General features: G+C 63.7%; 9 protein-coding genes. 2 read left to right on the forward strand and 7 right to left on the reverse strand.

Annotated features, from left to right (window positions below; translation table 11 throughout):
* Positions 1-38: 38 nt before the first annotated feature.
* The 7 genes from BJI69_RS06890 to BJI69_RS06925 form a co-directional block, all read right to left on the reverse strand.
* Positions 39-2,159 (reverse strand): TonB-dependent siderophore receptor, encoded by a 2,121-nt coding sequence (locus BJI69_RS06890; protein ID WP_046965794.1) that lies wholly within the window; start codon positions 2,157-2,159, stop codon positions 39-41.
* 1,036 nt (positions 2,160-3,195) lie between these two features.
* Positions 3,196-3,855, reverse strand: coding sequence for a M24 family metallopeptidase (locus BJI69_RS06900; RefSeq protein WP_046965796.1), 660 nt, complete (start codon positions 3,853-3,855; stop codon positions 3,196-3,198).
* 30 nt (positions 3,856-3,885) lie between these two features.
* Positions 3,886-4,473: a TetR/AcrR family transcriptional regulator gene (locus BJI69_RS06905; RefSeq protein WP_046965797.1), complete on the reverse strand. Its 588-nt coding sequence runs from the start codon at positions 4,471-4,473 to the stop codon at positions 3,886-3,888.
* Positions 4,474-4,476: 3 nt separating this feature from the next.
* Positions 4,477-5,934 (reverse strand): efflux transporter outer membrane subunit, encoded by a 1,458-nt coding sequence (locus BJI69_RS06910; RefSeq protein WP_046965798.1) that lies wholly within the window; start codon positions 5,932-5,934, stop codon positions 4,477-4,479.
* Positions 5,924-7,459, reverse strand: coding sequence for a DHA2 family efflux MFS transporter permease subunit (locus BJI69_RS06915; protein WP_046965799.1), 1,536 nt, complete (start codon positions 7,457-7,459; stop codon positions 5,924-5,926). The genes BJI69_RS06910 and BJI69_RS06915 overlap by 11 nt, the downstream gene beginning before the upstream one ends.
* The gene (locus BJI69_RS06920) at positions 7,456-8,469 is read right to left on the reverse strand and encodes an HlyD family secretion protein (protein WP_244465183.1); all 1,014 of its coding nucleotides are present in this window, start codon (positions 8,467-8,469) and stop codon (positions 7,456-7,458) included. The genes BJI69_RS06915 and BJI69_RS06920 overlap by 4 nt, the downstream gene beginning before the upstream one ends.
* A 198-nt stretch (positions 8,470-8,667) precedes the next feature.
* Positions 8,668-9,747, reverse strand: coding sequence for an NAD(P)H-dependent flavin oxidoreductase (locus tag BJI69_RS06925; protein ID WP_046965801.1), 1,080 nt, complete (start codon positions 9,745-9,747; stop codon positions 8,668-8,670).
* A gap of 140 nt (positions 9,748-9,887) precedes the next feature.
* On the opposite strand from BJI69_RS06925, the gene BJI69_RS06930 reads away from it, so the two are divergent.
* Together BJI69_RS06930 and BJI69_RS06935 are read left to right on the forward strand one after the other, a co-directional pair.
* Positions 9,888-10,592, forward strand: coding sequence for a FadR/GntR family transcriptional regulator (locus tag BJI69_RS06930; RefSeq protein ID WP_046965802.1), 705 nt, complete (start codon positions 9,888-9,890; stop codon positions 10,590-10,592).
* Between the two features lie 201 nt (positions 10,593-10,793).
* Positions 10,794-13,589: a TonB-dependent receptor gene (locus BJI69_RS06935; protein ID WP_071924896.1), complete on the forward strand. Its 2,796-nt coding sequence runs from the start codon at positions 10,794-10,796 to the stop codon at positions 13,587-13,589.
* The last annotated feature ends 22 nt before the right edge of the window (positions 13,590-13,611 follow it).

The raw sequence follows: 13,611 nt of genomic DNA on the forward strand, positions 1-13,611 counted from the left end.
CCTAGCCGGTCTGGCCGTCCAAAGGGGACGACGGCGTATCAGAATCGATAGCGTACGGAACCGACGATGCTGCGCCGCGGACCATAGAAGCAATCGCCGCGCGCGAGACAGCTCGCGTTGTACGCCTGGTCGGTGACGTTGGCCGCATTGACGGCAAATCGCCACGGACCCTGCGTATAGGCAACCATCGCATCGAGCAGCGTCTTGTCGGGCACACGGAGCGTGCCCGTCTCATCGTAATTCACGCCGATGTAGCGCGCGCCGATGCCGAAACTCAGGCCATCGCCATCCGCATCGTCGACGTGATACACGCCCCATGCCGAGGCCTGGTTCTTCGGCAGTCCGGCGACGATCGTGCCGTCGTCGGGCCGTGCCTTGGTCCAGGTATAGGTCCCGATGAGGTCGACGTGACTGGCGACACGCGTCGAGGCCTCGAGTTCCACGCCGCGCGTCCTCGCGCGACCGGCCTGGACCTGGTTCAGCGGGTTGGTGGGATCCGGCGCCAGACGATTCTCTTCACGCAGGTCGTAATACGTCGCCGTGATCAAGGTGGCGCTGCCGACCGGCTGGTACTTCACGCCCGCTTCGTACTGTTTGCCACGGAGTGGCTCGTACGGGCGGTTATAGAAGTCCAGGCTATCCAGCGGCTGGAACGACTCCGTATAGCTGACATACGGTACCAGTCCGTTGTCGAACCGATACATGACGCCATAGCGGGCCGTCGTGGCGTTATCCACCGAGCGTGTGTCGCCCGTCGTCAAGGTGGCCCGATCATGACGAATACCCACCGTGCCGATCCAGTGCTCTCCCCAGTTGATCTGGTCCTGCAGGTAAACACCGGTCTGGCGCGTGCGGCTCGAGGCCACCGGGAAGATGTCGGGGGCGACGAAGCCATTGCCATAGACGGGCGCATACAGATCGAAGGGCACCTCGTCGAAGCCGTTACCCTGGCGCGAGTCCGTATGCGAATGGGCGAGGTCGATGCCGATCAGGATACGGTGATGCATGCCGGCCAGATCGATGTCGGCCTCGGCGTGCGAGTCCGTGGTCAGGCGCTTATGCCTGTCGATCGAGACATAGCTATAGCGTGAGACCGTGCGCTGCGCGTCGTCGAGGAACGGGTACGACGGATTCGAGTACACGTTCGGGTAAAGCGAGCGGTAGTCCACGTTGTCGTGCGAATAGCGCGCGTTCTGGACGAACTTCCACGTATCGTTGAAGCGATGCTCGAACAGCGAGGTGATCGAGCGCTGGTCGGTGTTGTAGCGATCGAAGCCGGGCTCGCTCACGAAGCGATCGGTACGGATGCGTCCGTTCGGATTGGGCAGGAGCGTGCCGGCATGCGGCAGGAAGTTCAGCGTCGATCCGCTGCGGTCGAACTGCAGGTTGGCGAGCAGCGTCCAGCTCGTGTCGGCATCCGGCTGCCACGTGATCGATGGCGCGATGGCCTTGCGGTCATCGCGAACGTGCGCGACCTGCGCATCCGCGTCGCGCACCACGCCGATCAGCCGATAAGCCCAGTGACCGGCCTCATCGAGCGGCCCGGTGAAGTCGAAGGCAAGCTGCTTGCGCGCGTTGTTGCCGAACTGAACGTCCACTTCGCGGCTCGGGGTGAACTGCGGACGCTTCGACGTCAGCGCGATCAGGCCGCCCGTCGTGCCTTGGCCGTAGAGCACCGACGACGGCCCACGAACGATCTCCAGGCGATCGAGGAAATACGGCTCGGTGCGCGCATAGGCGTTGCCGAAAAACTGGCGCAGGCCATCGAGGTACTGCGTGAACGACGTGCCGCGCAGGAAGGCATCGTCGCCACGACTGTCCACCCCGTAAGCATCGGCACGCACGCCCGCCGAATAGCGCAGCGCATCCTGCACCGTAAGCACGCCCTGGTCGATCATCTGGGTATTCGAGATGACCGAGATCGCCTGCGGCGTTTCGATGATGGGCGTGTCGGTCTTGGTGGCGCTGCTGGCGTCAGAGCGCGTGTAACCCTCGTCGGCTTTGAGACCCTGGACCGCCACGGGAGCGAGCTGGACCGCCTTGTCGCTCGAAATCTGGGCGACCGGCTCAGCCTGAAGCGGCTGACTTTGAGCCTGCGAGGCAAGCGGGAGCAACGCCCCGGCGATCAGGAGCGGCAGCGATTTCCTGCGGAAAATCATGGTGTTGTCCTATAGGTCGGCGGAGGGTCCTTCTCCCTCGGTCCGAGCTCAATTGCGAATGACTATCATTCCAATGATGGAACAAATCGCCGGATCGCGCAATCTTGCGATTTGAGAAAAGCGGACAGACGCAAAGTCGTTGCATACATCGCCGTCCGTTGAGACAGCACCGCCTCTGCGTCGCATGTGTGAACGTTGAGCGTCTTCCTGACGCACATCGCCGAAAGCGCCGATAACGAAAAGCGACACGGATAGGCCCCACTACTGGCTTTACCGAGTGGGGTTCGTCGATGGGAGTGAACTGGGCAACAGGTCTGATGAGGTGGCAGCCCTACGTCGAGGCATCGGGTAAGGCGCGTCCGTTGAATCATCTGCATCCCTTCAGGGTCAGGATCACGTTGCCGGCATCTGCAACCTCGGGAGAGATCGACCTCGATCTTGAAGTCGGTTTCTCCATGCACACCTTCACCCGTGGCCGATGTGCCACCGACGCCGTCGCGACGATCTACACCAATGCGCGTGAGTGCCGGACGTTCGACGACCTCCGCTACACGTTGTCGCACCGACTTCCCGAGGTCATCAAGGATCTACCGTCGCGAAAGTGCTATCACGCGCGCAATGACAACTACCTGAGCGTTGCAGACATAACGCTTCAAGAGGCGCCATGTGACTACCGAAGATTTTTCGTACTGCGGCGGTGGTCCGGAAAGCATGCCGGGTCGGAGCGACCGTGTGTCCGACTCATCGTGCAGAGCGCTTACGCAACACCCAAGTCCCGCAAGGGAAGGGAGAAGCTCATTCGCTTTCAGGTCTTGCTACATCGCACCCTGGGTTTGACCAAGGGCTCAAAGAAAGCGAAGGCCCCGCACGAATGCGGGGCCCCGTACACCGGAATCTCTTGATTATCCCACTCTTGGTGAGGACCCCTAGGGGCGGACGAACGCCGAGCCGGGTGCGCGCTCAAGACGAAAGATACTTGCAACAAAAGGGCTACGCAATGCGGATGTTTCTGAGATCTGGGTAGGGGATTGTCCCTTCACGCCATCAGCAAGTCTTCGTAAAACGCACCGATCGGCAAGGTCGGATGCGCAATCTGGATCTCCAGGATCCATAACCCCGGCACCGGCACGGCATCGAAGCCTCCGAGTGCACCCGCCTTGTGTACCGCATGCGGATAGTCGCCGACCCGGTGGCCCTTGGTGGCGTGGTTGAGGCGCCAGCCCATGGCATCCGCTTCGGCGGTAGCGTAGTCGTACAGCGCGACGCCGGTGACACCTTCGCGCCATCGTGCCTCGGTGCGCGAGAACAGCTCGCGCGATGCGTTCGCGCAGGCGTGCATCGTCGCGTCATTGCCGACCACAAAGGTGTCACCGACATCGCCCTCGTGGCCGTCGAAAACCGGGCCCAGGTCGATGAAGAAGATGTCGTTCTCCGCGAGCACCGTGTCCGGTGCGGAACGCTGCCGGAAGGTCTTCAGGGTGTTGGCGCCAAAGCGGAGGATGCTCGGGTGCCAGATGCGCTGCATGCCGGCAGCGGCAAGACGTTCGCCGGCGAGTTCAACAGCTTCTGGCTCGCTCATGCCCGGCACGATGCGCGACGCGATGTCGCGCAAGGCGACCCACGATTGTTCGCGGGCCCCGAGCATCTGTTCGAGGGAGAAGCGCTTGCCGACGTTTTCGGCGGTCGCGACGGCCATGGCCCGGTCCTGCGTAAGTCGAGGAACCGATTATCCCTCGTCAGCCTCGATACCCGCCAGTTCGAGTGCCGCGCGGCGACCGGCGGCCAGCACTTCCTCGGACACCAGGGGATCATGGGTGGCGCGGGCCACCTGCATGGTGCCGGCCATGAGGCCGTAGAGGGCGATCGCACGCGACCGGGCTTGATCAGGTGGCAGCGATGGCCATTGGGTGGCGGCGAGCTCGAGGAACTCGTTCACCCCGATCGTGAATGCCTCACGTACCGGATCCGAATGACGGGCCACCTCGGCTGCTACCGCGGATGAAGGGCAGCCATGCCCCGGGTTATCGCGATGACGGATGGAGAAGTAGCTGCGAATGAGGCCACCGAGACCTTCGCCGGTGTCGATCCAGTGCTGCAGCCGCGCGACGCGCTCCTTCAGTGCCGCGGTCACCGCCTCGCGCGTCAGGTCTTCCTTCGACTCGAAGTGGTTGTAGAAGGCGCCGTTGGTGAGCCCGGCCGCTGCCATCAGCGACTTCACGCCCTCGCCTTCGATACCGTGTTCGCGGAAGCGGAGCGCGGCGGTCTCGACGATACGCTGGCGGGTCTGGTCCTTGTGATCCTTGTCGTAGCGCATGGCTCAGTGCTCCGTGGTGGCGACATCGTCGTGCGGCGCGTCCCAGCCACCACCGAGCGCGCGGAAAGCGGCGACCGCAGAGCGCGCATCGTTAGCGTGCACCTGCGCCAGCAAGTCACGCGAGGCCAGCAGCTGACGGTCTTCGTCGAGCACCTCGATCAGGCTGACCGCCCCACCCTTGTAAGCATCCTGTGCCGCATCGCGGGCACGGGTGTGTGCATCCACTTCGTCGGTCAGCAGGGCGTGCTGCGCCTCGAGTTGGCTTAGCGAGACGATGGCGTTCTCGACGTCTTCCGTGGCCCGGAGCATCGACGCGCGATACTTCGCCAGGGCCTCGGCGTTGGCGCCTTTCGCCTGCTGGACTTCGGCGTCGACGCGGCCGAAGTCGAAGAGGCGCCAGTGCAGGCCGAGCGCGCCCTGCGGTTGGAAGGCAGCACCCGTAAGCAGGTGGCCGCTACCGAGCGTACTGAAGCCTAGCAAGGCGGAGAGCGACATCGAGGGGTAGTACTCGGATACGGCGACACCGATCCGTGCGTTACTGGCGGCGAGCTCGCGCTCCGCAGCAATCACGTCGGGACGGCGACGAAGCAAGGCGGCGGGACCACCGGCGGCATCCACGCCGGGCACGACGTATGACTTGCTGGCGGCGCCAATCTCCGCGGCGTAGGTGCCTGGCGGAGCGCCCATCAACACGTCGAGACGATTCAGCTGCGTCTCCAACTCGATCCTGAGCGGCGGGATCGTCGCCCGGGCCTGCAACAACAACGCCTCGGATTGCGCCGTTTCACGCGCCGTACCGACGCCATGCTCCGCGCGCAGGCGAACCAGGTCGACCAGGCCCGATTCGTTCTTGATCTGCTCCTCCGCAATGGCGATGCGCTCCTGCGCACCGCGAACCCGGAAGTAGGCATCCGCAGCTTCCGCGGCAAGGGAAATACGCACACCCACGTGGCTGGCTTCGGCGGCCTGGTACTCCGCGTCGGCCGCTTCGGCGCCGCGACGCAGGCCACCGGCGAGATCCAGTTCCCAACTCGCGCCCGCGCCGACGTCCTGGATGGTCTGCGCACGCTCGTAGCCCGGGAAAGCGCTGGCGATCTTGCCCAGCGGGCTGCTCGTGGATTGGTGCTGGCGGACGACGTCCGCGTTGAGGCTGCCGCTCGGCATGCGATCGGCCTGCGCATGCGCCGCGGCGGCCCGCGCCTGTTCGACACGTGCGGTCGAAGCCGCGAGGTCGAGGTTCTGCGCCATCACGCGATCGACGATGGTGACCAGTTCGGGGTCGTTGAAACCCTTCCACCAGGCATCGAGCGACGGAGCCGGCGCGGCGATCTGCCGGGCGGCCAGCGCATCGGCCTCATGCCAAGTCGGATTCGTGGCGACGTTCGGCCTGACGTAGTCGGGACCGACCGTGCAACCTGCGAGCCCCACGGCCAGCAGGGCGAAGAGGAAGTTAGTGCGCATCGGCGGAAGGTCCTTTGGGCGGCTGCACCTTGCGCATCAACGGCACCATGACCGTTGCGATGACAAAGCACACCATGATGGAAAGGAAGGCGTCGCTGTAAGTCAGCGTCTGTGCCTCGCGGAACGTCAGTTGCCAGAGCGAGTGCAGCGCGGCGGTGTAGTTCTCGGTATCCGCCGGGTCGGGTAGCAGGTTGTTCATGGCTTCGTTGGCCGGCGTCAGGTGTTCGGCCATGCGATAGAAATGCAGGTTGGTTCGGTCGTTGAGGATCGTGGCGCAGGCGGCGATACCGATCGCGCCACCGAGGTTGCGCATCAGGTTGAACAAGCCGGAGGCCTGCTTGAGCTTCGACGGCAACAAGCCACCCAGGGTGAGCGTCACCGTCGGCGGTACCGCCAACTGCTGGCCCATGCCGCGAAGCGCCTGCGGAAAGAGCAGTTCGGTCGCGCTCCAGTCATGCGTGATCGGCGTGAACTCGAACATCGAGGCGGCGAACAACGCCAGCCCGATCATCAACAACCAGCGCAGGTCGACACGGTTGGCCAGCATCGAGTAGATCGGGATGGTCAGGATCTGGAACACGCCGGTGGAGAACACCGCCTTGCCGATCTGTAGTGCGCTGTAGCCTTCCACGCGACCGAGAAACAGCGGCGTGAGATAGATGGTCGCGAACAGGCCGATACCGGTGACGAAAGAGAAAAAGCAGCCGAGCGCGAAGTTGCGGTCCTTGAGCGCGCGCAGGTCCACCACCGGATGCTCGGCCGTGAGGCCGCGCCAGACGAACAACACGCCGGAGATGGCGGTGATCCATGCCGTCGTGCGGATGGTCGCATCCTGCATCCAGTTCCAGCGCGGGCCTTCTTCCAGCGTGTACTCGAGGCAGCCAAGGAAGGCCGCGATGAGCGCGATGCCCAGCCAGTCACCTACCTTGAGCAGGGAGAAATCGGCTTCGTCGATCTTGACCAGGATCGGCACGGCGATGGTCACGAACGCGCCGGGAATCAGGTTGATGAAGAACAACCAGTGCCAGGAATAGTGATCGGTGATCCAGCCACCCAAGGTTGGCCCGAGGGTCGGCGCCAGCGAGGCGAGCGCGCCGATCGTCGCGGCGGCCACGACGCGGTTCTTGCCTTCGAAGAACACGAAGGCCGTGGTGAACACCATCGGAATCATCGAGCCGCCGAGGAAGCCCTGCAGCGCACGAAACACGATCATGCTCTGGATATCCCAGGCCAGGCCGCAAAGCAGGCTGGTGAGCGTGAAGCCGGCCGCGGACACCGCGAACAACCAGCGCGTCGAGAACACACGGCTCAGCCAACCGGACAGCGGAATCACCACGATCTCGGCGATGAGATAGCTCGTCTGCACCCATGCCGTGTCATCGGCACCCGCCGAGAGACCGCCGCCGATATCACGCAATGAAGCGGACACGATCTGGATGTCGAGCAGCGCGATGAACATGCCGAGGCACATGCTCGCGAAGGCGAAGACCTTCTGGCCCTGGGTGAGATGAGCGATCGGGCTCATGGCGCTTTCGTGTCGATCGTCGTGGTCACGGAGAGGCCCGGACGCAAGGTGCCGAGATCGCCGTCGTTACCGTCCAGCGTGACGCGAACCGGCACGCGCTGAACGATCTTGGTGAAGTTGCCCGTGGCGTTCTCGGGCGGCAATACGCTGAACTGCGCGCCGGTAGCCGGTGCAAGGCTGGTCACGTGGCCCTTGAAGGTCTTTCCCGGCAGCACGTCGGCGCGGACGTCGACGACCTGCCCTACGTGCATGCGTGCCAGTTGGTCTTCCTTGAAGTTGGCATCCACCCAGAGGCCGTGGGCCGGTACAACGACGAGCATCTGGCTGCCGGCCGCCGCATACGTACCGACACGCGCGCGACGATTGCCAATGACACCATCGACCGGTGCGCGCAACTCGGTGTAGGAAAGATTGAGGCGCGCGATGTCGGCCTCGGCACGAGCCTGGCTCAGTGCGGCTTCGACCTGATGCTTCTGTGTGTCGATCACGTCCAGCTGGCGTTGGGCCCCCTGGACCGCGGCGGAAGCGCGGTCGGTCGCCGCATGGGCGGTCTGGAAGTCCGCCTGGGCACGCTGTGCGCTTTCCACGGACACAGCCGAACGGCCGGCAAGGTCACGGTAGCGCTGATCGTCGAGCTTCGACCTGTTCGCTTCGGCCTGGGCGGCGGAAAGGCCGGCCTGGGTCTGCGCGATCACGCTGTGCTGCAACTGGGCCACGGCATCGAGGTTACGCAACGACGCCTCTTGTGCGGCCACGGCCGCCTCGGCTTTCTCCAGTGCGGCCTTGTAGTCGCGATCGTCGATTTTCACCAGCAGGTCGCCCTTGTGGACGGCCTGGTTATCGGTGACCGCGATGGTCTGGATGTAGCCGGGAACCTTGGAGCCGATCACCGTGATATCGCCGCCGACATAGGCGTCATCGGTGTCTTCGATGAAGCGGCCGGTCGTCCACCAATGGGCGCCATACAGAGCGACCACGACGACCAGACCGACCAGGGCGATGATTTTCAAGCTCTTTTTTCGACCTGCCACTCGGGGGACAGGGGAATCGATGACGGCGGCCACGGCAGTACCTGCTGGTTAGTGAAATTACGAACGTACTTTTAATGAAGATGATACGCGTAATCTCAAGGGCATGGCGCGATTTTTTTGCCGGACGACGAAAGGCCGCCTCGCGGCGGCCTTCGTTCGTCTCAGTCTGGGCTGCCCTTACGGCAGTCGGAGCAGGCGAGCTGCCTGTTCCACGACGTCCTGGACGATCTGTGCCGCCGCGGCCTCACGAACCAGGGCGCCCGACTGCCCCGACCACAAGGGCTGGAAATCGCCCAGGCCGTCAGGTTCCGTGGCGGCGCGCAACGGCGTCAGGGGGCCGCCAGCCAGCGGGAACGGCAGCGCGTCCTCCGACAGGAGGCCCAGCTCACGCATGACCCGGTTGACCACGCCACGGGCGGGACGGCCGGTGAGCACATTGGTGACGGCGGTATTGTCGTCACGCGCGGTGCGCAAGGCGTTGCGGTGGGCAGTCACGCTGGTCGCCTCATCGGAGAGCAGGAAGGCGGTACCGAGTTGCACGGCGGACGCGCCGAGGCACAGTGCCGCCGCCATACCGCGTCCGTCGACGATGCCACCCGCGGCGATGACGGGCACTTTCAAGGCGTCCACCAATTGCGGAACAAGAGCGAAAACGCCCGGCTGCGTCGCCATGTCGTCGGTAAGGAAGTTGCCGCGGTGACCGCCGGCCTCGTAGCCCTGCGCGATCACGGCATCGCACCCCCGGCTCTCGAGCCAGCGCCCTTCGATGACGGTGGTGGCGGAGGCAAGGACGATCGCACCGGTCGCCTTGACCCGATCCAACAAGGCATCCGCCGGAAGGCCGAAGTGAAAGCTCACCACTTCGGGGCGGAGCGACTCCACCAACGAGCACATCTGGGCATCGAACGGTGCACGCCCACCGGCAGCCGGAAGGGCGGCCACGTCGACGCCGAACTCGGCAAAGTACGGGGCGAGCCGGCCAAGCCAGCGCTGGGTATCTTCCGTCGTCGGTGTGGCTGGTGTATGCGCGAAGAAATTCAGGTTGATTCGCGAACCAGGCACGGTCGAGCGAAATAGCCTGACCTCGGCCTCGATCGTCTGCAGGGAAATGGATGCACAGGGAAGGGATCCCAGTCCGCCGGCATGCGCCACGGCAATAGCGAGTGCGGAACCGCCCGACCCCGCCATCGGTGCAAGGAGGAGGGGATGCTCGATGGCGAACAGGTCGAGCGCGCGACGATCGGTCCAGGCAATCATGGCCATTCCTGATGTACGACATCGACGGATAGGGAGGGCACGTCGACGCCTCGGTATCAGGATACCAAAGAGTCGCTTCTCTTTCGCCGCTCCCAACCCGTACGATGTATGCCTCGGGCGAATCGTCACAGGAGCAATGCATGGTGAAGCCCGTGGGCTCGCGTAGCCTCCACAACCAGGTCGTCGATGAACTGGGTCAGCTGATTGTCAGCGGCCAACTGGCTCCCGGCGAGGGCCTCCCCCGTGAGGACCTGCTGGCCGAGCAGTTGCAGGTCAGTCGCACGGCGCTGCGCGAAGCCATGAAGGTGCTCGTGGCCAAGGGCCTGATCGAGTCGCGCCAGCGAACCGGCGCCCGTGTCCGCGAGGCGATCCACTGGAAGCAGCTCGACGCCGAGGTGCTGGCCTGGCGGTGCGCGTCCATGCCGACCGACAGCTTTGTCGAACAGCTGGTGGAGATGCGCGAGCTGATCGAGCCCGGCGCGGCGGCGACCGCGGCCCGACGGAGAACGGACGCCCAGATCGTCGAGCTCAAGGCCGCTTACGACGCGATGGCGGCTTCGGAAGACCTCGACGCCTGGGCCAAAGCCGATCTGGCCTTCCACGAGATCCTGCTCAATGCGACCAACAATTCGTTGATGGTGTCGCTGTTTTCGGTCATCGAGACGGCGCTGGGAACATTCTTCCTGCTCTCCGCACGGAATGCGGCGAACTTCAAACTGGCCCTTCCACGGCACCAGAAAGTGTATGAAGCCGTGCGCCGGGGACAGCCCGAAGTGGCGAGGAAAGCCATGCTGGAGATGGTCGCGGAGTCCCGCGCCAACATCCTTGGCCAGGGCCGCCGCTGAGCGCCAGGTCGCTCGCGCCAAGGCCTTCAGGGGCCAATCCGCACAAATGCTGCGCCGCAGCTTGCGGACATATAATAATAAAATACTACAATTGACCCACGGGACTATCTTGATCGGCCAGTGACTACGGAAGCGGAAGCAAGGCGACTTGCGTCCCGGGGAACCGTGCGCCGACATCCATCCATTTGTGGGGAGTAAGGAATGCAGCGGAAGGTACTCGCGCTGTCGGTGCGCAACGCACTGGCGGGCATGCTCGGCATCTGTTTCATCGGCGGTTTCATGCCGGTCCACGCGCAGGACGCACCCGCCGCCACAACCCAGGATCCCCAGCGAACACCGGATGGAAAGGCCGTCACCGACCTCAACGGCGTCTCCGTCACCGGGCAGCTGCAGTCGTTGTTCCTTTCCCAGTCGACCAAGCGCGACGCGGTGAACACGGTCGATTCGGTGTCGGCCGAAGAAGCCGGCAAGTTCCCGGATCAGAACGTCGCCGATGCGCTCCAGCGCGTACCCGGCGTCTCGGTGAATCGCAGCGGTGGCGAGTCGAACCAGATCACCGTGCGCGGCTTCGGTCCGGACTTCGTCAACGTGCTGCTCAACGGCCGCACCATGCCTACCGCAGCGACCGATCGCGCGTTCGACTTCGATGTCCTGCCGTCCGAAGTGATCCAGCAAGCTGTCGTGCAGAAGACCAGCACGCCCGACCTCGAAGAAGGCGGTATCGGCGGCACGGTCAACATCATCACGGCGCGTCCGTTCGACTTCAACGGCTGGCACGCCTCGGGCAGTGCGGCTGGTGTCAACGACAGCATCAAGGGCGGCCTGGCCGACAAGACCACGCCCAAGGTTTCCGGCGTCATCGGTAACACCAATGCCGACCACACCTTCGGTTGGCTGGCTTCCGCGGTCTACTACAAGCGCGACCACATCGAGCAGTCCATCGACACCCTGGGCTGGCTGCAGAACCAGGATTTCTCGCGGATCAATCCGTCCTACACCAATGTATCGTTGCCGCAGACCCTGCAGGGCCAGGTGATCAACGAAACACGTACGCGTACGTCGTTCAACGGCGCCATCGACTGGAAGCCGCTGGACGACGTGACCGTGAAGCTGGACGGCCTGTTCTCCGAATACAAGGTGGACTCGACGTACAACGCGTTCGGCTCGTACACCAATACCGGCATCATCCAGAACATCACCCCCGGTGCGAACGGCACCGCGCAGAACTTCGTGATGGACAAGTCGGGCGGCATGTCGAACGACTACGCCGAGCAGGCCAATCCGCGTGACGCCTTCAACACGCAGTTCGGCAGTCACATCACCTGGCAGATCGATCCGTCCATGGAGCTGGATCTGGACAGCGCGGCATCGGGAGCCTGGAACAAGCAGTCGCAGGATGGTTACTTCGTCGTGCTCGGCACCCGCAATGTCGGCGTCAATCCGACCTGGACGAACAACGGCGACGACCACCTGGGCAGCTACACCGGCCTGCTGCCGACCACCGACACGAATACCCTGCACGCTCACGTGACCAACCAGGGCACGCAGAGCCCGAACGTCAGCGACAAGATCTTCGAAAACCAGCTGCATCTCGGCAAGAGCTTCCTCGACGGCACGTTGTCGCGCATCGACTTCGGTATTTCCAACTCGAATCGCAAGAAGACCGAAGTCACCTACAACACGCCGAACAGCTTCGGCTGCGCCGAGTACTGCGGCTACGTGGTGGATGTGCCGGCCGATGCCGTCAATGCGCACATCTTCCACGCGGGCAATCTCGTCGACGGCGCGTCGCCGGGATTCCCGCGCGACTGGGTCACCTACGACGTAAAGAAGCTGTTCGCGTACCTGGCGACGCCGGCCGCGTATAACCAGCTGCCCAACGCCGACGCCTTCAAGGCGCAGCTCGATGCCAATGGCGGCGGCTTCACGGCGCTCCCGGATCCGAATACCTATAGCCAGATCAAGGAACGGATCAGCTCGGCCTACGGCATGGCCACCCTCGAGGGCGACGGCGGCATGCCCTGGACCCTCAATGTCGGCATGCGTTACACGAAGACGAATACGACCTCGTATGCTTACTCGGTGCCGATCGTCGGCATTGCCGTGAACCCGAACGACCCGACGAATGCCATTCCGACCTATGGCACGCTGAGTCCGATCGCGCAGAACGGCAACTACCACGAGTGGCTGCCCTCGATGAACTTCAAGCTCAACCTGCTCGATAACGTGGTCTTCCGCGCCGCGGCATCGAAGACGCTGACCCGTCCCGACCTGAGCAACCTGGCTGCCTCGGCGTCGTACAGCTTCCGCCCGCAGGACCAGACGGTCACGCGTGGCAACACGCAGCTCAAGCCGTATCTCTCCAAGAACTACGATGCGGGTATCGAGTGGTACTTCAATGAAACCAGCTACACGGCCTTGAACCTGTTCCGCAAGCAGGTCAGCAACTTCAGCACCCTGATCACCACCGAAACGACCCTGCTTGGCTTCCCGTTCCAGCTGACCGAGCCGGTGAACCTCAACGAGGCGACGATCAAGGGCGCGGAGTTCACCTTCAACTACCAGTTCACCAAGCTGCCGGCGCCGTTCGACGGCCTGGGCGTGGCGACGAACTACACCTATGTCACCAGCGATGCCTCGATCAGCGAAGACAAGCTGGCCAACGCGGGCAAGTTCGCGGTGCCGGGCATCGGCAACTCGTACAACGCGAGCCTCTACTACCAGAAGGGTCCGGTAGAGATGCGCGTGGCCTACAACTGGCGTGCCAAGTACCTCGCCTCGATCGCCGGCAACCAGAGCCAGCCGACCTCGGTGAAGGATTACGGCCAGCTGGATCTCAGCGCCAGCTATAAGCTCAACGAGCATGTCTCGCTGTTCATGGATGCCACCAACCTGACCAACGAGAACATCTACCAGTACCAGGTGTACGACGATCGCCAGAGCTACGCCGAGGCCAATGGCCGCACCTTCTTCCTCGGTGTGCGCGCCTCGCTGTGATCCAGCTGTGCAACGACCGGTT

It is taken from the genome of Luteibacter rhizovicinus DSM 16549 (genome assembly GCF_001887595.1).
GTDB lineage: Bacteria > Pseudomonadota > Gammaproteobacteria > Xanthomonadales > Rhodanobacteraceae > Luteibacter > Luteibacter rhizovicinus.